This window comes from Thermosynechococcus sp. Uc (assembly GCF_029335995.1).
Classification (GTDB): domain Bacteria; phylum Cyanobacteriota; class Cyanobacteriia; order Thermosynechococcales; family Thermosynechococcaceae; genus Thermosynechococcus.
Window position 1 is genome coordinate 12,670 of sequence record NZ_JARJMS020000030.1, and the last position, 17,885, is coordinate 30,554.

Consider the following 17,885-nt stretch of genomic DNA (forward strand, 5'->3'; position numbering starts at 1 on the left):
AGGTAACTTAAACAATGTGATTCGCAGTTAAAGGGATGGTTTGTCCGTCAGAATCTATGGATCGCTTCCGTTTGTGGTGGGCGGCAATTAAGCTTCCCATGTACAGCGTGGCTGTTATGCCCATTTGGCTGGGCACGGCGGTGGCGATCGCCGAGACGGGAAGGGTGTACTGGTGGCCTTTTAGTCTGTTTCTCACAGCGGCCGTGTTGATCTTGGTCTGGTTGAATTTGAGTAATGATGTGTTTGATGCCGAGACCGGCATTGATCGCCACAAGTACCATTCCGTGGTCAATCTCACGGGCAAAAAACAACTCATCTTTTGGCTGAGCAATCTCTGTTTACTCTTGGGACTACTGGGGATTGTGGCCATTAGTTGGCTACAGCAGGATGCAACGGTTTTAGGGTTGGTATTGCTCTGCTGCGTCCTCGGCTATAGCTACCAAGGCCCGCCCTTTCGCTTGGGCTATTTGGGCTTGGGGGAGCCGATTTGTTTTTTCTGCTTTGGCCCTTTGGCGATCGCTGCTGCCTACTATAGCCAAGTGCAAACCTTTAGCCCCAGTATTTGGCCGGTGGCTATCCTCAATGGTCTGACCACAACGCTGATTCTTTTTTGCTCCCACTTTCACCAAGTGGCTGATGATCTAGCCGCCGGCAAATATTCCCCCGTCGTGCGCCTAGGGACGGCTCGCAGTGCCCAACTAGTCTATGGTGCCTGTGGTCTTTTTTACGGTGTTTTGGTGGTCAGCGTGGCATCGCGAATCCTGCCGTGGCCAACGTTGCTAGCTTTAAGTTCGCTGCCTTGGGCGATTTATCTGTGCCAGCGGATGGCGCAATTTCATGGCGTACCTGAGCAGATCAAGAATTCAAAGTTTATTGCCGTGCAACTGCATTTTTGGAGTGGTTTGCTCTTGGGACTGGGCTATTTGGTTTGAGACCGGGGGCGATCGCGATTCAGCGACCACTGGTACTCGACCCTGCCGCCACTCAATTGCCATTCTTCCTCAAACTGCTTTTGCAATCGTAGGGCTTTGCGCAGATGAATCACAGCACTATGGAGCTGCCGATAAGCATTGGAGTTGGCAGGCAGAGCGGGCAAGGAAGCCTGTTCCAAAATTTGCAGCGCTAGCTCGTAATGAATGTGGGCAGGAAGAGAAACCTCACCTGAGGGGGCAGGGGAAAGAGCCACTGGGGGAGACACCTCCAAGGAACAACTACAACTATCTAAGTGTTTTAACGGCGGCGGGGACGCCGATAGGTCAATCGCTCGGAGCGATCGCGCTCGTAGGCAATCAATCGGCCATAGATTTCGTGCTTGGTTAAGTTTAACGAAAAAAAGACATGCCGCCGGGGATTACCAAAGCCCTTACGGGTAAAAAACTTCACTGCGGGGGTATTGGCAGGGTCAGTGTCCACCAGCATAAACCGCGCCCCCTCTTCAATCATGCGTTCAATGAGCTTATCCACAAGCCTGTCGGCAATGCCCCGCCGTTGATACTGCGGATGTACCCCCAGCCAGTTAATGTAGCCATAGACCCAAGGAGCCTTGCTAATAATTGTGCCCAAAATAAACCCTACCACTTGCGCGTCGGCTTCGGCCACAAGACAGTATTCTGGATCGGTATTGTAGAAACCAATAACCTCCCATTCATCCCAGATGCGATAGAGTGAGGGATATAGATCACTCGTGAAGAGTTCTTCGCCTAGGTGAAACACAGGGGCAATGTCATCAATGCCCATCTCGCGAATAATAATATTGATGGGTTCAGCCCGCTCTTCTTCTTTGGTGGTGGGAGCAATTTCTAAATCGACTAAATTGGGGTCGATGGAATCATCGGGGTGCAAAGACATACAAGCGTTTGTACCGAGCTATTTCTAGCTTAGCCTATGTCTAACGGGGTCAATGGGGAAACGGGAGCACACTTCCACAACCACCTCTAAGGGACAGCATCCCTTGGGTAGGGTGGCATAGGGATCATCAGCTGCAGGATAGCCCGCTGCACCGAGCACAACTGCATAATAACCCTGGGCGGGTAGATCGAAAAGACGGTCGTATTCTTGGGGCAAGAAACCCGCCGCTGTCAATTCCCAGCAAAGCCGCCGTGACCATGAACTGCCCCAAAGCAATATAGACTTGGCGGGCTGCTCATTCATCGACATTGAAGGGGTAGGGAGGGACTGCAAAAAGCCTTTGACAAAGGATACAGGCGGGGTCAACCTCCCTTCCGCTTTGAAGTTGTAGTTCAGTTATGAACTATTGCCACTGGATATCCGTATCCATTGCATTCATGGCTGCGGCCAGTTTTTCAATCAGTTCCTTGACGGGGAACGCACCGACATCTCCCGCTGCCCGAGTGCGGATACTCACAGTTTCGCTTTCGACTTCCTTGGCACCCATAATGCCCATTACCGGAATTTTCTGAGTTTCGGCGTTGCGAATCTGTTTGCCAAGGCGATCGCCACTGCCATCCACAGTGACCCGTACACCATGGGCTTGCAGTTCAGCGGCCACTTTTTGAGCGTAGGCACGTTGCTCCTCCGCCACCGGCAACAGACGCACCTGCTCTGGCGCCAACCAAAAGGGAAAATCTCCCGCATACTCCTCAATGAGGATGCCAATGAGCCGCTCCAGAGAACCAAAGGGGGCACGGTGGATCATCACCGGACGGCGGCGGCTATTATCTTCTGCAACATACTCCAAGTCAAAGCGCTCAGGCAAATTGTAGTCCACCTGAACCGTGCCCAACTGCCACTCGCGGCCTAGGGCATCCTCAAAGATAAAGTCCAACTTCGGGCCATAGAACGCCGCTTCCCCAATGCCGATAAAGTACTTCATTCCCAGTTGTTCTGCAGCGCGCTGAATGGCGGATTCTGCCTTTGACCATGCCTCATCAGAGCCAATGTACTTGTCAGACTTGGGATCGCGGAAGCTGAGCCGTGCCTTAAATTTATTCAAACGAAGACAGCGAAAGACAGAGAGAATAAGATCAACAACATTTAAGAACTCCGCCTCCAACTGCTCTGGCGCCACAAAAAGATGGGAGTCATCCACTGTAAAGCCACGTACCCGCGTTAAGCCCCCCAATTCTCCCGACTGCTCATAGCGATACACTGTCCCAAACTCCGCCAATCGCAGGGGTAAGTCGCGGTAGGAGCGCAATTCGCTTTTATAGATTTGAATGTGGAAGGGGCAGTTCATGGGTTTGAGGACAAATCCTTGCTCGTGTTCTGCCGCCTCGGCATCTTCGGCCATCAGGGGGAACATATCTTCTTTGTACTTTTGCCAGTGCCCCGATGTTTTGAATAGATCAACACGGGCAATGTGGGGAGTGACCACCGGCAAATACCCTCGCTTCAGTTGCTCCTTGCGCAGAAACTCCTCCAAGGTAAAGCGCAAGATAGTGCCCTTTGGCGTCCAGAGGGGCAGGCCTGGCCCTACGCAGTCGGAAAAAAGAAACAGTCCCAGTTGCTTGCCTAGTTTGCGGTGGTCGCGGCGGAGCGCCTCTTCTTTGCGCCGCTGATATTCTGCCAATTGTTCCGGTGTTTCCCAGGCAGTACCATAAATGCGCTGGAGTTGGGGTTTGGTTTCATCGCCGCGCCAGTAAGCACCGGCAACACTTTCAAGGGCGATCGCCTTAGGGTTAATTTCAGCGGTATTTTCAACGTGAGGCCCTGCACAGAGATCCCACCATTCATCTCCAAGGTGATAAATTGTGATTGGCTCTTCGAGGTCTTGGAGAATTTCCAGCTTATAGGGTTCTCCTAGCTCGCGGATGCGCCGCTCGGCCTCTGCGCGGCTGACTTCCTCACGAATCACCGGCAGCTTGCGCTTAATGATCTTGACCATCTCCTTCTCAATGAGCTTAAGGTCTTTTTCGGTAAAAGGTTCGGGATGGTCAAAATCGTAATAAAACCCATTTTCAATCCAAGGGCCAATGGTCACCTGTGCCTTGGGAAAAAGCTTTTGAACCGCCATTGCCAAGACATGGGAGGTGGTATGGCGAATGCGCTTGAGCCGCTCCGACTCGCTGGTTTTTGGGAGGTGGATAGGGGCAGCAGCAGATTCTGGCATAGGGGGTGATGTATCTCACAAATCTTTAATGAAGGTTAGAGTTCTATTGTGACATTCTGCCACCTTTAAGGGTGAGGCTTTGAAGCTAATTTTTTAGGGGTTCCTTTGTCGAAGGGCGAGGGGCGATCGCCAGTGGTCAATTTGAAAAGACACGGCTATGCTAAGGTTGAAATCACATGGTGGTCATCGCAATTCCCCTCCGTCCTCTATTTGCAGTCGCTTTCTATAAGAGTCTTGTATAGGTAAAAATGGAGTGTTTCCGTGACGAGCCGTAAAGTCGTTGTCATCGATGACAGTAAAGTAATCCGCATGCGCGTGCGCGACATGTTGCCAGAGGGCGACTATGAAATTCTTGAGGCCAAGGATGGGCGCGAAGGCTTGCAACTGATCAAGGAGTCCGAGCCAACGCTGATCATGCTGGATTTTTTGCTGCCAAAGGTGAGCGGCTGGGAAGTCTATCAAGAGTTAGAGAAAAGTAATCTTCTCGGAGCTATTCCCCTTGTCATTATGTCCGGGCGCAAGGAAGAGGTCACCGAGAAGCTTCAAGAACCCTTTGAGTGGTTCGAGTTTATTGAGAAACCCTTTGAACGGGAACAACTCGAAGCAGCGATTCAAGAGGCCTTTCGCAAAGCCCGTAAGCCCAGACCCGTCAACGCGGCAGCGCCTGCGCAAGTGGCTGCTCCGGTCACTGCAGATCTCACCCCCATCTATGACAAACTGGCCGCCCTTGAACAGGCAATCCAAACGTTGCAAACCCAAGCTGTGGATGCCACTGCCTTTGCCCAACTCCAAGCAACGGTTGCTCAACTGCAACAGCAACCTGCAGCAACAAGCAATGGTGTGGACGAACATCGCCTTGCTGCTTTGGAAACTGAAAACCAACGGTTACACCACGAAGTCGAGCAACTCAAGCGAGCCATCCACCAAATTGTTACGGCATTGCGACGACTACAGGGGGGGCACTAACTACTGCCACTCGATTTCCCGCCGACCGGCAAGGGCACGAGCCAGCGTCATTTCATCGGCATAGTCAAGATCACCGCCCACCGGCAAGCCAAAAGCAATTCGAGTCACCTTAACAAAGGGGCGTAAAAGCTGCGCCACATACAGGCTTGTGGTTTCCCCTTCAATGCTGGGATTGATCGCTAAAATAACCTCTTGGACGTGGGGTTGACTGGCACGTTGAACCAAGGGCTGGATGTGCAGATGTTCCGGGGTAATCCCCTCTAGGGGAGAAATCAATCCCCCAAGGACATGGTACTTACCGTGGTACTCACGGGTTTTTTCAATGGCAATGACGTCACGGGAATCGGCTACCACACAGAGGGTGTGATTGTCCCGCTGCGGTGAAGCACAGATCTCACACACCGGCTCTACAGAGAGGTGGAAACAAATCGAGCAAAGTCCCACCTGCTGTTTTGCCTCCAGTAGGGCTTGAGCTAGGGCTTGAATATCCGCTGCGGGGCGTTTGATCAGGTAGAGGGCAAGACGCTGAGCCGTTTTAGGACCAATGCCCGGCAGGCGTTGCAACTGCTCAATGAGACGAGCCAAGGGGCGGGTATAGACACTACTCATAGAACCATTAGGCAGGGACAGCAGCGGCAAGGGGGGCGATCGCGCTCAGGCGCAGCTTGGGATGATCCGCCATGGCCTGTTGCAGATTCCACTCGTTCTTAAAGAGGAGCACAGGCCGTCCCCAACTGTCTTTGACGGTTACCGCATTAAAGATGCGGCCAATGGCTGCCAGGGCTTCCCAGCCATCGAGGACCCAGCGAGCAACCGTGTAGGGGAGAGGGTCAAGGCGAGTTTCTACGCCGTACTCATGCAACAGGCGAAACTGCACCACTTCAAATTGCAATTGGCCGACTGCGGCTAGGATGGGTTCGCGTTTTGATTCATCAGTGGAGTACATGATTTGCACGGCACCCTCTTCCCGCAGCTCATTGACTCCTTTTTGGAAAGACTTAAACTTGGAGGGATTGGGGTTGCGCAGATAGGCAAAGAGTTCTGGGGAGAAGCAGGGAATGCCTTCATACTCCAATTTCGGACCCACATAAAGGGTGTCGCCAATGGCAAACATCCCCGGATTATTCAGGCCGATAACATCGCCAGCATAGGCAGTTTCAAGGGATTCGCGGTCTTGGGCAAAGAGTTTTTGGGGGCGGGAAAGGCGGATTGTTTTGCCTGTGCGGGCATGGTTTACAGTCATATCCTTTTCAAATTTGCCGCTACAGACGCGGACAAAGGCCACGCGATCGCGATGCTTGGGATCCATATTGGCCTGAAGCTTAAACACAAAGCCCGTGAAATGCTCTTGCGTGGGATCAATTGGCCCGCGATCGCTCTTGTAGGCCACAGGTGGCAAGGCATAGGTTAAAAAGTGTTCCAGAAACAGGCGCACACCAAAATTGGTCATGGCACTGCCAAAAAACACAGGGGTCATTTTCCCCTGATGCACAAGGTCAAGATCCAGCTCGGCACCCACGCCATCGAGCAGTTCCAGCTCATCTTTGAGTTGGTTGTATTCCAAGCGATACGGCTCAATATAGGGGTCAATGGCAGGATCGCCAAGGGCAATGACCGTTTCAGCCGCAGCACGGCTGCCGTGGGTCGTGCGCTCAAAAAAGTGAAAGTTGTGCCGCAGGCGATCATATACACCGCGAAAGCGATCGCCCATTCCCAAAGGCCAGTTCACTGGATAGGGAATCAGTCCCAGTTCCTGCTCAATTTCGTCAATGAGTTCAAGGGGTTCGCGCCCTGGGCGATCCAGCTTGTTGATGAAAGTAAAAATTGGCAGCCCCCGCAGTTGGCAAACTTCAAAGAGCTTGCGGGTTTGCGGTTCTAGACCTTTAGCTGCATCCACCAGCATGACTGCATTGTCGGCGGCTGCCAAGGTACGGTAGGTATCTTCGCTAAAGTCTTGGTGACCGGGGGTATCCAAGAGGTTAATCTGATAGCCTTGGTACTCAAACTGCAACACGGTCGAGGTAATTGAAATCCCGCGCTGTTGTTCCATTGCCATCCAGTCGGAGGTGGCTTGCCGCTGTGCCCGCCGTGCTTTGACGGCTCCCGCTTCGTGAATGGCGCCACCGTAGAGCAGCAACTTTTCTGTGAGCGTCGTTTTCCCAGCATCCGGGTGGGAGATAATGGCAAAATTACGACGTCGTTTCACCTCTTGGGTGATTTCATGGTGCAAGTCACTGGTCATAGCAGAATTTTTAACGATTTTTCCAGTGTAACAGATAAGACTCGATGACAAGTAATAGTGATAATAGTTTACCTCTAATTCTGGTTACCGGGGGAGCAGGCTACATTGGCAGCCATACTGTTCTGGCACTACAGCAAGCCGGCTTTCAAGTCCTGATTTTAGATACCCTTGAGCGCGGGCATCGGGACTTGGTGGACACTGTCCTAAAAACAGAACTTATTGTTGGCAATACGGGCGATCGCCCCCTTTTGGATCGAATTTTTCAAACTTATCCCGTTAAGGCAGTTATGCACTTTGCCGCCTATATCGAAGTGGGCGAGTCCATCCGCTCTCCCGATCGCTTTTATCAAAATAACGTCTGTGGCGCCCTCACGCTCCTTCAAGCCATGGTGGCCGCAGGGATCCCCTATTTTGTTTTTTCCTCCACTGCTGCGGTCTATGGCTTGCCCCCAGAGGTACCAATTCCGGAAACCTGTCCCTGTGCCCCCATCAACCCCTACGGTCGTTCCAAGTGGATGGTGGAACAAATCTTGACCGACTTAGGCAATGCCTATGATCTTAAGTCAGTGGTTTTCCGCTACTTTAATGCGGCGGGTGCAGACCCCCTTTCCCGCCTCGGTGAAGATCATCATCCAGAAACCCACTTAATTCCCTTGGTGTTGCAGGCAGCCTGCAGACAGCGCCCCCACATCTGCATCTACGGCACAGACTATCCTACTCCCGATGGTACCTGTATTCGGGATTATATTCACGTGGCAGATATTGCCCAAGCTCACGTGCTGGGGTTAGAGTACCTATTCCGCGGCGGAGAATCGCAAACCTTTAACTTGGGCAATGGCCAGGGCTTTTCGGTGCGGCAAATTATCGAAACAGCTCAAAGAGTAACAGGTTGCCCCATTCCAGTTGTTGAGAGCGATCGCCGAGCAGGAGACCCAGCGATGCTCATTGCCAATAGCGATCGCGCCCGACATATCTTGGGTTGGCAACCGCAGTATCCCGACATTGGGCAGATCATTCATCACGCTTGGCGGTGGCACCAACACCGCCACGGATTGGGAACATTACGGTAGTATAGACAAAACTCCCTGTCGCTAAAATGTCTCCTCTGAGACCACTAACCCAAAAGGCTCTATTGTTTCACTGGCAAAGTTTTTAGCCCAACAGCAGCCAATCAAAAGGGTTCTATGACTCTATAAAAGGAACCTTCAACAACGGGCAATCAACACCAAAGACTGGCTCCACAGTAAATTGCAAATTTCCGATGAGGTAATCCGTTTGAAGTACCACTATTGAATCAAAGATGACAAAAGCGGTAGTTCACTCAAGAATGCCAAAAGGAAAAAGCCCACCTTGAAAGGCAGGCTGACCCATTCCATGAATTTTGTGCTCTCTCACGGTGCAAGGGCTATGCCTAAGAGCGCAGTAAAGACCTAGAGGCTATTCAAAAAGCCAATCAGACCGTGACCCGTGATTACTTCCAAAGCCAACAGGGAGATAAACCCAATCATCGCCAAGCGACCATTGAAAAGTTCTGCATAGGGAGTAAACCCAGCTTGTGGCTCACTCATCACGTACATTTTGGGTTCGATGGCAAAGTTATTCATCTTGCCTTGATCATCAATGATGCTACCGCCTTTCATATTGGTACTCCATTTATTACAAACTGTTTCATGTTCTTAATATAAGTTAACACTTCTACGGGGGAATGGCAAGGGCTAATGGATTTTTTTAAGATTTACGGCTGAAGCAGTCGCCCTCAGTGGCCACAGGCATGTTTTAGAACAGCAGTGTGCTAAAGATGGGGGTGAGAATTCTCCACTGGTGTCATGAGTCGTTTCTCTTTTCTCCGTTTTTCTCAAGCGCCTAAACGTCAGGTAGGAAAGCATGGATCTGGCGTTGCCAAGTTTCTGCTGCAACCCCCACGATGGTTATCCCTTGCTTTGCGCCTGCGTGGCTCCGTGATTCCAGCTATTCTCTCAGAAGTGCTTTTTTGTGGGGGGTTTGGTTTCCTTGTCACTGTGGTCGATCTATACCTCATCAATGTTCACTGGCCAGTGCTCGGCAGTCTGATCCCTTCGATTGTGCTGGGCTTGCTCTTAGTCTTTCGTACCAATACGGCCTATGAACGTTTTTGGGAAGGCCGCCGTCAGTGGGGCAACATTGTGAACAATTCCCGTAGTTTAACGCGGTTGATGTGGACTGCCATTGATGAAAAGGGTCTAGAGGATCGTCAAGGTAAAATTGACGCCGTTTATTTGGTGGGAGCATTTGCGATCGCCACCAAGCAACACCTGCGGGGTGAGTCCTTTGCCGAACTCGAACCACTGCTGAAACCCCACCAATACAAAGAACTGCAAACTGTACAAAATGTCCCCTTGCGTATTGCTCTTTGGATTGAGGACTATCTGCATCAACAGCACCGCCGAGGGCACCTGTCCCTCTATCAACTCACCTACATAGATGAATTGCTGGTGCAACTAGTGGATGCTCTGGGTGCCTGTGAGCGCATTCTGAAAACACCGATGCCCCTTGCCTACGCCATTCATCTCAAGCAGTTACTATTCCTCTATTGTTTACTGCTGCCGTTTCAATTGGTGGATAACCTTGGGTGGTGGACAGGTCCAATGGTGGGACTCATTGCCTTTACTCTCTTTGGGGTTGAAGAAATTGGCATTGAAATTGAAAATCCCTTTGGCCGTGATCTCAATGATCTGCCCTTGGATGCAATTTGCCTAACGATGCAGCAGAATATCCATGATCTAATTAGTGCACCCACCCATCAGCATCGCCCCGTCCAGCCCTTTCCCTAGCCAATTCCCATGGGTCGTTAACCATGACTACAACTGTGTTTCCCCCTTCTCAGATTCGCTTCAACTTGCCCGCCGCTAGCCTGATTGTCCAATACAATCTTGAAAGGGAAAATCTCCTCAAGCGCCTTGGCCAACTCATTTCAGCCGCCGCTGCGGGGCATCTATCTCTACTGGGCGTCCTGCCCATTGTTCAGTTAGTGTACTCGCTGTGGACTATCCCCCTATCGAGATTGAGTATAAGCCCAGCCGTAGCCGCCCCCAAGCGGGGGTTCTCGATATTCCGTGGAAAAAACGTCCTCGTCGCAGTTTTGGGGATTTAGGTACCCCTGTTAGCCATGGCCAGATCTTTTCAGAACCTTGATCACCAACTTCAACAGGTCAATCAACGCCTAAAACTAGCTCAGTTGGGTCTACAAATTGAACAACGCGGCCAACGTCTCAGCCTGCGTGGCACCCTGCCGCCGCGTCCCGGAAGCCATCGGCTGCGTCCCCACCAACAGCGTTTAAGTCTAGGGTTACCTGCCACCCCCAGCGGTCTTAAAGCTGCGGAGCGCGAAGCAAAAATTATTGCTGCCAAACTACTCGAAAACACCTTTCGCTGGCAGGATTATGAACGGGTCAAGGGCCTCGGTCGTCTGGGGGAATTATCCTTGGGAGAGCAAATTGCCGCCTTTAAAACGGCAGTGTTGACTCAAGGGGATCTTAGCCGCACCACGTGGGAAACGGCCTATGCCCCCTACTTGCGACAGTTGCTCAGAGCTGCTGCTAATCATCCTAGCCATTCCTTAGCAGAACTGATCTATGGTCTGTTGCGGCAAATCCCCGCTGATAAGCGACAACGGCAGGTGGCCTGTACCGCCTTTCAAGGATTTTGTCGGTTCCTAGGGGTAGAGTTACCAATTCCCCTTAGCCAGTTTTGGGGCACCTATTCGCGGCGATCGCTCCAGCCACGGGACTTGCCCAGTGATGCGGAGATCTTGGCTGCCTATCATCAAATTCCCAACCCCCGTTGGCGGTATGTCTATGGCTTAATGGCCACCTACGGCCTGCGCAATCACGAGGTCTTTTTCTGCGACCTGAGTGGCCTCGTAACAGGAGACCCTCAAGGGATGATTGAGGTGCAGGAAACCACAAAAACTGGTTGTCATCAGGTGTGGCCCTTTCCCCCCCAATGGGTCGAAGTGTTTGAGTTGCGATCGCCCCAGTTGCCGAGGATCAATACTGATTTGACGAAAACAACCCTGCAACGCATTGGCCAGCGGGTTAATCAACAGTTTCGTCGCTATCAGTTGCCCTTTCGTCCCTATGACTTGCGCCATGCTTGGGCGGTGCGTACAATTCACTATGGCTTACCCGATACCGTTGCCGCGCGGATGATGGGACACAGCGTGGCCATTCACACTCAAACTTATCACCGCTGGCTCACCCTGCGAGATCAGCGGCAGGCCGTGGCGCGGGTACTTACTCAATTTGAATGCTCTTAAAATCACTGGGAGGGGAGGGTGGGGAGCTGGGGGGCTGATAGTCGCCATATTGTTTAATCCAGTCGCTGACTGGCTTTTGATCAAGGCTTAACCCCAACAATCCAGAGACAAAGCCCCCCATAAAGGCAATGGGTTTTTGGCTCAACTCTTTGACAAGGGGCGCTAATTCGCTCAAGAACATAGGCTATCTGGCAATATCAGCACAGGTTTCTTCACCGATTGTAGCTTAGGCACAGGAAAACGGCTTAAAATTTGGCACGGATCACAAATTCATAATCGCCTCCCGGCTCTAGTTGGTAGTCCTGCGCCTCCAGAAACCGCCCCAAGGGTTCTTTAATCAGAGCACGCCCAAGGGCCGGACAGATGTGGAGTTTTTTCGCCTTAAATTGCCAGCAAAATTCCCACTGATACTCGCCGGCGCAGACGTAGCCCCGAATGTGACCCTCTTGCCAACTTTGGGCAATGATGCGGACATAGGCGGTGGTTTGGGGGAAGGGATGACAAGCCACAATTCAGGGAATCTGTTAGCGCAATTGGGTCACGATTTGATAATTAATGAGACGCTCTTGGGTCAGCAAGTCGTCAACGGTGACCCGCAGTTGGCGATCGCCATCCACTTGAAAAAGGACGCGAATGCGATCGCTCCCCGGAGCGCCGGGGGGATCCAGTTTGGCGAGAGTTTTGCCCTGGGGGGTGTCATTGAGGGGCTGCACCGTCCGTTCACCGGCACTGCGGGTAATCAGGCGATCGCCATCAAAAAAGATTTCCACACCCCCTTGCTCATCTCCCAATTCCCCAATCACCAGTTCAATACCGGGCTGCCCCTCCGTGGAGGCACCTAAAATCAACTCCACAGGTTCGCTCATGGGGTAGGGTTGGCCGCGCTGGATAATCGGCTGCCAGCCATGACGATTAAGCTTTGCATCCCAAAAGCGAATGCCGTAGCTGTGGTAGAGAAAATCCTTAAGCTCCAGCCCTTGGGTCACTGCTAGCGCACCCATGGCCACCGCTGTAAAGGGCTGTTGGGCGTTGATCTTTGTGGCGTCAAAATACTCAGCCACCCATTTTTGCACCGCGGGAATTTGCGTGGTTCCCCCCACTAAGAGAACTGCATCGATTGTGTCGGGGGTGATCCCTTGGCGGCGAGCCTGTTGCAGTACTTGGCTGAGGGCAGCATCGAGGCGTTGAAAAAATTGCTGTTGGCGGAGAATTTCCTCCAATTCAGGCCGTTCGAGGCGCAGTTCAAAGGTGGTAAATGTTTCGCTGTCAAAGTACACCTCCTGGGCGTAGGGTTGCTGTGAAAGTTGAATTTTTAAGCGTTCGGCTAGGCGCAGGAGCAGGCTATTGGCGGTCATGCCCCGCTTCACCCACTCATCTAAAATCCAGTGGTCAATGTCTGTGCCCCCTAAACTCAAGCCCGCCTTGGCAATCACCCGCGCTGTGCGGGGACGTTGGTTGTCGCTTGAGACCCACTGGCGATCGCCCCACTTGAGAATAAATCCCAAGGGACGGCTCTGGCGTTGATCAGTCTTGAGTTCCACAAGGGAGAGATCGAGGGTGCCACCGCCAAAGTCAATGACTAGGATCAGCGGGCGATCGGCCACCCCATACCCCAAAGCCGCAGCCGTGGGTTCATCTAGAAGGCGAATTTGCTCAATGGCCAAGCCCTCACACACCTGCAAAAGCCAACGGCGATAGGTCTCGAAGCTATCTACCGGCACTGTAAAGATCAGTCCCTGTTCAAGATCGCCACCGCCAGTGTGTTGGAGGTCTTTCAACAGCGCCTGCAAAAACCAACTGCCAATGGTTTCAAAGCTTAAAGAACAGCCCTCCAAGGCCGGCAAATAGCCCTGTACCGTGGCGCCAATGCCCCGCTTAAACCGCGAGAAAAAGCGGCGATCGCTCACCACATCCAGCCCGCGATCGCGCACCTGCTGCCCCACCACCACTAGTGGAACACTGGCATCCGCCACATAGATCAAGCTGGGAATTAGGGCAGGCACTGCGCCAAAACCCACCGAGAGACCCGAAAGGGTTACCGCTTCCGCAGCTTGGGTGGCCTCATTCCACCGTGCAATTAACGTATTGCTGGTTCCGAAATCAATTGCGTAGGTCACCGTTGAAACACATGAACAGCCCTGTCTAATCCTTACCTTACCGATATTTTCTACCCCCTGAGATCCTGAGAGTATGTCACAATAAGAAAGCGAGCGCGAAAAGATTTAGGTGATTTTGGGAATGGCGAGCCAAACAGGTGTACTACTTCTCAATTTAGGTGGGCCTGATCGCCCCGAGGATGTGCGCCCCTTTTTGTACAACCTGTTTTCCGATCCCGAAATTATTCGCCTACCCTTCCGTTGGCTGCAAAAACCCCTTGCTTGGTTTATCTCCACAAGTCGTGCGCGTCGCTCTCAGGCCAACTATGCCCAAATTGGGGGTGGCTCTCCCCTACGGCGCATTACTGAACAGCAAGCCCGTGCCCTTAAAGATGCCCTTGGACGGATTGGCATTGAGGCTAACTTGTACATCGGTATGCGCTATTGGCACCCCTTTACGGAGGAAGCGATCGCCCAAATCAAAGCAGATCACATTCGCGATCTCGTGATTTTACCCCTTTACCCTCAGTTTTCCATTAGCACCAGTGGCTCCAGCTTTCGCCTGCTGGAGAGTCTTTGGCAACAAGACCCGGAATTGCAAAAAATTCGCTATACGCTAATTCCCTCTTGGTACAACCACCCCGGCTATGTGGCCGCCATGGCGGATTTAATTCGCCAAGAATTAGATCAGTGCCCCAACCCCGAGGAAGCAGTGATTTTCTTTAGTGCCCACGGCGTGCCCAAAAGCTACGTCACCGAAGCCGGAGACCCCTACCAAGAGGAAATCGAAGCCTGCGTGAAGCTAATTATGGCCGCCCTCAACCGCCCTAACTCCCATGTACTGGCCTACCAAAGTCGGGTGGGGCCAGTGGAGTGGTTGCAACCCTACACCGAAGATGTCATTCCCAAATTAGCAGCCCAAGGGGTGAAAACCCTTGTTGTTGTGCCCATTAGCTTCATTTCAGAGCATATTGAAACCCTCCAAGAAATTGACATTGAGTACCGCGAGATTGCTGAAGAAGCAGGGATTGAAGTCTTTCGCCGAGTGCCTGCCCTCAACGATCACAGTGGCTTTATTGGTGCGCTTGCCCAACTGGTGAAGGATGCCCTTACGGCGCCACCGCGTACCTTTGCTGAGGTGAATAAGTCCCGTAAGCGGGTGAAACTCTATCCTCAGGAGCGCTGGGAATGGGGCATGACCTCTGCTGCCGAACGCTGGAATGGTCGCTTGGCCATGCTGGGCTTTTTAGCCCTGATCATTGAGTTGATTAGTGGCCAAGGGCCATTGCACATGCTGGGACTGCTTTGAAAAACCTGCGACTCTGTTGCCATAAGAATCTTAAGGTTTTCGATAAAATAGGAAGTAACCTCACTGGCAAAGGGCTACCCTTGTGTCTGAATTGCCCAAACCGGAATTTGACAAAGAAAAATTCCTCTTCCCCACCAGTCGCTACCACGGCGCCTTTACGCCGCAAAACTTGGCCTTTAATGCCAATTTACAGGAATTTGCGCAACGGGTAAGCTATATTTGTGGTCTGGAAACCGGCGGTAAGATTAGCTCTGAGGAAGCCTATAATCAAATTAAGGTGCTTTGGAAGCAACTGAAGAAATCACGGGAGTTACTCTTTGCCAATGTGCCTCCTGAGGAGGACACGGATAATTCAGATAGTGATGAGTTCTGATGGCTCGCTTGACCCCAACAACGCTACTGTTAAGCTTGAGTACCGCTCCCTTTCTGGCAGCTTTGTGCCTAGGTCAGAGATTATGGCAGATAGGGCTATCTTTGAGTGCAAGCAGTACGGAGCTGTTACAGGGCGATCGCCTGCCCTTAGTGGAACAGGATGAAACTTGAGGCCTAGGGATAAAAGGCCACCTGCGGTAAGCCCATGGTTTCTGGCCAATCCATCATTAAATTTAAGCACTGCACGGCTTGGGAGGCCTGCCCTTTCATCAGGTTATCAATGGCAGACATGACAATAATGCGTCCGGTGCGCTCATCTACCTCAATGCCAATAAAACAGGCATTGGTGCCCCATGCCCATTTAGTCTGCGGATAGAGGCCGGGGGGCAGGATATTCACCCAAGGGGAATGGCGATAAAAGGCTTGATAAATCGTGATCAAATCCTCGCGCACCAGACCCGGATCTCGCAGCGTGGCATAGACGGTGGCCAAAATTCCCCGCGGCATGGGCACAAGGTGGGGCGTAAACTGTACTAGCACACTTTGACCAGCTAATTCGCTACAGATAGCCTCAATTTCTGGGGTATGGCGATGGCGAGCAACACTGTAGGCGGCAAGGGAGTTATCCGCTTCGGCAAGGAGGAGATTGATTTTGCCCTGACGCCCGCCACCAGAGGTACCGGACTTGGCATCAATAATCGCCGTATTTGGTTCAATTAAACCCTGCTTCATCAAGGGAGCGAGTGCCAGCAAACTAGCGGTGGGATAACACCCCGGACAACCAATGAGGGAACTTTGGCGGATGCGATCGCGATAGAGTTCTGGCAAGCCATAGACTGCTTTTTGAGCCGTGGCGCCATCTTCTCGGCGTTCACCGTACCACTGGGTGTAGGTTTTCAAGTCCTGAAAGCGATAGTCTGCCGATAAATCCAGTACTTTGCAACCCTGCTCAAGAAGTTGCGGGGCAAGCTTACAAGCAAGGCCATTGGGCAAAGAGAGAAACACCACTTGGGCGCGATCGCGAATCGCCTCCACGGAGACGGGTTCCACCGTGAGATTTACCCGACCCTGCAAATGGGGATATAGCTCTGTGTAGGGGCGACCAGCGCTCCCTTCGCCGCCAAGGTAGGTAATCTCCACTTGGGGATGGTCAAGGAGTAAACGCACCAGTTGGAGACCCCCGTACCCAGAGGCCCCCACAATCCCCACCGTTACGCGATCGCCCATAGTTCCTCGATATTGTTGCTGTTGTTGGCCTAACCACTGCGATAGTGCCATTCAATCCCTTATTTCGCCAAGGGGGCAAGCCACGGTGATGAAGTTAAGAATTGTTACAAATTTGGCCTTGGACTTCCTCTTTTCATTGTTGAACAGCCCTAGCTCGTACAGGCTACAATTAACGACGAGGAATCTGTCGGGGACAATGAATTGATGACATCGCCGATTGACTGGGATTATCTCGCTACCCTTTCGGGGGGCGATCGCGAGTTTGAATTGGAATTGCTGCAAACCTTTGTCGAGGATGCCCAGCAACGCCTCCAGACATTGGCTAACGCTGTCAATCAAGGAAACATTGAGCAAATTAAGCGGGATGCCCACCATCTCAAGGGAGCCAGTGGCAATGTTGGCATTACTGCCATGCAAACCATCGCTGCCCAACTGGAACAAGCCACAACCCCGGAAACACTTTCCCAAGCAAAAACGCTGGTGGAAGAACTACAACACCTGTTTGCCACCGTTGCTAGCGAGGTCTCCGCTTAGCCCCTATGTTGCCCCCCGATAGTCTGGAGACTGCCTACAGCCAAGCGCAACAGGCCACCCAAGCGGCGCTCCAAGAGGGCAAAAACCGTCTGCAAATTGAGATCCTATTGCCAGACCTCAACACGATGGCTTTTGCCGCTAACTACCTTTCCCTCTTTACAGAACTGGGTTCTGATCTCAAGGTCTTTTTTGCCGATGCCGGATCTGCTGCCCTTGCCCGTCGAGAATGGGGTGAAACTGCCTATAGTGTGCGGGGGGTGAATGAATTACTGACGCCTATTGAACCCAGCGATCGCGCCATTGTCATTGTTGCCCCCACCCCTGTGGAGGTAAATGCCATTGAGCAGATGTGTGCAACTGCTGGCGATCGCCCCTTTATCCTTTTGAACCCAAGGCTTCAAGATGTAGCCGTCGTTGGCATTGGCTACGCTGGTCGGCGGTTACGGGAGCGGTTTCTCAGTACGCTCGAGCCGTGCTATTACTTGCGTCCCCTGGCAGAAACAATCATTCTTTGGCGCTGTTATCCGCAACCATGGCAAATCTGGCAGTACGGGGAGACAACTGCTGCGTGTCTAGCGGAATTTAACCAACGCCCCAGTCGCGAAGACATTGAGCGTGCTCTCGCCCCCCAAAGCAAAGCCCATGGTCAGGGTCTCTTTAGTCGTTTGCGCGCCTTTTTGCGGGCATTGCAAAACTAATGGTCTCCCTAAGGGGGTGTAGGTTCAGTGCCACTCGTTGGTGGGGGCGAGGTTTCCGGCATTGTCTCTGTCGGTGGG

The 17,885-nt window shown here is 52.3% G+C and carries 21 protein-coding genes and 1 pseudogene; 11 read left to right on the forward strand and 11 right to left on the reverse strand.

Annotated features, from left to right (window positions below):
- Positions 1-35 precede the first annotated feature (35 nt).
- Positions 36-932, forward strand: a complete 897-nt coding sequence (gene menA, locus P3X23_RS03385; RefSeq protein WP_300873157.1) for a 2-carboxy-1,4-naphthoquinone phytyltransferase — start codon at positions 36-38, stop codon at positions 930-932.
- Here menA and P3X23_RS03390 read toward each other — a convergent pair.
- From P3X23_RS03390 to thrS, 4 genes are all read right to left on the reverse strand, one after another.
- A complete protein-coding gene (locus tag P3X23_RS03390; protein WP_300873158.1) occupies positions 920-1,198 on the reverse strand; it encodes a DUF5340 domain-containing protein in 279 nt (92 codons plus the stop codon). The two genes, menA and P3X23_RS03390, sit on opposite strands and share 13 nt — an antisense overlap.
- A gap of 32 nt (positions 1,199-1,230) precedes the next feature.
- The gene (locus tag P3X23_RS03395) at positions 1,231-1,737 is read right to left on the reverse strand and encodes a GNAT family N-acetyltransferase (RefSeq protein ID WP_367186500.1); all 507 of its coding nucleotides are present in this window, start codon (positions 1,735-1,737) and stop codon (positions 1,231-1,233) included.
- Between the two features lie 135 nt (positions 1,738-1,872).
- Positions 1,873-2,214 (reverse strand): hypothetical protein, encoded by a 342-nt coding sequence (locus tag P3X23_RS03400; protein ID WP_300873162.1) that lies wholly within the window; start codon positions 2,212-2,214, stop codon positions 1,873-1,875.
- A gap of 37 nt (positions 2,215-2,251) precedes the next feature.
- Positions 2,252-4,069: a threonine--tRNA ligase gene (gene thrS / locus P3X23_RS03405; protein ID WP_300873164.1), complete on the reverse strand. Its 1,818-nt coding sequence runs from the start codon at positions 4,067-4,069 to the stop codon at positions 2,252-2,254.
- 261 nt (positions 4,070-4,330) lie between these two features.
- Between thrS and P3X23_RS11920 the strand changes: the two are divergent.
- Positions 4,331-4,723 (forward strand): annotated as a pseudogene (locus P3X23_RS11920) (response regulator); the annotation flags it as partial.
- 312 nt (positions 4,724-5,035) lie between these two features.
- Here the strand turns inward: P3X23_RS11920 and recR are convergent.
- Together recR and prfC are read right to left on the reverse strand one after the other, a co-directional pair.
- Complete coding sequence (gene recR, locus P3X23_RS03415) at positions 5,036-5,644, reverse strand: recombination mediator RecR (RefSeq protein WP_300873168.1); 609 nt, start codon at positions 5,642-5,644, stop codon at positions 5,036-5,038.
- A gap of 7 nt (positions 5,645-5,651) precedes the next feature.
- Positions 5,652-7,277 carry a peptide chain release factor 3 gene (gene prfC / locus P3X23_RS03420; RefSeq protein ID WP_300873170.1) on the reverse strand — a complete coding sequence of 542 codons (1,626 nt, stop codon included), beginning with the start codon at positions 7,275-7,277 and terminating at the stop codon, positions 5,652-5,654.
- Between the two features lie 44 nt (positions 7,278-7,321).
- Here prfC and galE point away from each other — a divergent pair, with 44 nt between their 5' ends.
- Positions 7,322-8,347, forward strand: a complete 1,026-nt coding sequence (galE, locus tag P3X23_RS03425; protein WP_300873172.1) for a UDP-glucose 4-epimerase GalE — start codon at positions 7,322-7,324, stop codon at positions 8,345-8,347.
- A 360-nt stretch (positions 8,348-8,707) separates the two neighbouring features.
- Here the strand turns inward: galE and P3X23_RS03430 are convergent, their stop codons facing one another.
- Positions 8,708-8,917 (reverse strand): chlorophyll a/b-binding protein, encoded by a 210-nt coding sequence (locus P3X23_RS03430; RefSeq protein WP_126987406.1) that lies wholly within the window; start codon positions 8,915-8,917, stop codon positions 8,708-8,710.
- A 186-nt stretch (positions 8,918-9,103) separates the two neighbouring features.
- Between P3X23_RS03430 and P3X23_RS03435 the strand changes: the two genes are divergently transcribed.
- From P3X23_RS03435 to P3X23_RS03445, 3 genes are all read left to right on the forward strand, one after another.
- Positions 9,104-10,087: a bestrophin family protein gene (locus P3X23_RS03435; protein WP_300873174.1), complete on the forward strand. Its 984-nt coding sequence runs from the start codon at positions 9,104-9,106 to the stop codon at positions 10,085-10,087.
- 208 nt (positions 10,088-10,295) lie between these two features.
- Positions 10,296-10,448 (forward strand): hypothetical protein, encoded by a 153-nt coding sequence (locus P3X23_RS03440; protein WP_300873176.1) that lies wholly within the window; start codon positions 10,296-10,298, stop codon positions 10,446-10,448.
- On the forward strand, positions 10,423-11,571 hold the full coding sequence (locus P3X23_RS03445; RefSeq protein WP_300873180.1) for a tyrosine-type recombinase/integrase: 1,149 nt from the start codon (positions 10,423-10,425) through the stop codon (positions 11,569-11,571). The genes P3X23_RS03440 and P3X23_RS03445 overlap by 26 nt, the downstream gene beginning before the upstream one ends.
- Here P3X23_RS03445 and P3X23_RS03450 read toward each other — a convergent pair.
- The 3 genes from P3X23_RS03450 to P3X23_RS03460 form a co-directional block, all read right to left on the reverse strand.
- On the reverse strand, positions 11,549-11,752 hold the full coding sequence (locus P3X23_RS03450) for a hypothetical protein (protein WP_300873182.1): 204 nt from the start codon (positions 11,750-11,752) through the stop codon (positions 11,549-11,551). The two genes, P3X23_RS03445 and P3X23_RS03450, sit on opposite strands and share 23 nt — an antisense overlap.
- Positions 11,753-11,816: 64 nt before the next feature.
- Positions 11,817-12,080 carry a DUF3146 family protein gene (locus P3X23_RS03455; protein ID WP_300873184.1) on the reverse strand — a complete coding sequence of 88 codons (264 nt, stop codon included), beginning with the start codon at positions 12,078-12,080 and terminating at the stop codon, positions 11,817-11,819.
- Between the two features lie 15 nt (positions 12,081-12,095).
- Positions 12,096-13,688, reverse strand: coding sequence for an Hsp70 family protein (locus P3X23_RS03460; protein ID WP_300873186.1), 1,593 nt, complete (start codon positions 13,686-13,688; stop codon positions 12,096-12,098).
- Positions 13,689-13,809: 121 nt separating this feature from the next.
- Between P3X23_RS03460 and hemH the strand changes: the two genes are divergently transcribed.
- From hemH to P3X23_RS03475, 3 genes are all read left to right on the forward strand, one after another.
- A complete protein-coding gene (gene hemH / locus P3X23_RS03465) occupies positions 13,810-14,976 on the forward strand; it encodes a ferrochelatase (RefSeq protein WP_300873188.1) in 1,167 nt (388 codons plus the stop codon).
- Positions 14,977-15,067: 91 nt separating this feature from the next.
- Positions 15,068-15,349 (forward strand): hypothetical protein, encoded by a 282-nt coding sequence (locus P3X23_RS03470; RefSeq protein WP_367186501.1) that lies wholly within the window; start codon positions 15,068-15,070, stop codon positions 15,347-15,349.
- The gene (locus P3X23_RS03475; RefSeq protein WP_300873192.1) at positions 15,349-15,519 is read left to right on the forward strand and encodes a hypothetical protein; all 171 of its coding nucleotides are present in this window, start codon (positions 15,349-15,351) and stop codon (positions 15,517-15,519) included. The genes P3X23_RS03470 and P3X23_RS03475 overlap by 1 nt, the downstream gene beginning before the upstream one ends.
- 3 nt (positions 15,520-15,522) lie before the next feature.
- On the opposite strand, the gene argC is transcribed toward P3X23_RS03475, so the two are convergent.
- Positions 15,523-16,575 (reverse strand): N-acetyl-gamma-glutamyl-phosphate reductase, encoded by a 1,053-nt coding sequence (gene argC, locus P3X23_RS03480; RefSeq protein WP_300873197.1) that lies wholly within the window; start codon positions 16,573-16,575, stop codon positions 15,523-15,525.
- A gap of 204 nt (positions 16,576-16,779) precedes the next feature.
- On the opposite strand from argC, the gene P3X23_RS03485 reads away from it, so the two are divergent.
- Both P3X23_RS03485 and P3X23_RS03490 read left to right on the forward strand, forming a co-directional pair.
- On the forward strand, positions 16,780-17,109 hold the full coding sequence (locus P3X23_RS03485) for an Hpt domain-containing protein (protein ID WP_300873194.1): 330 nt from the start codon (positions 16,780-16,782) through the stop codon (positions 17,107-17,109).
- 5 nt (positions 17,110-17,114) lie between these two features.
- Entirely contained in the window at positions 17,115-17,807 is a 693-nt protein-coding gene (locus P3X23_RS03490) for a DUF1995 family protein (protein WP_300873195.1), read from the forward strand.
- Positions 17,808-17,885: the final 78 nt, after the last annotated feature.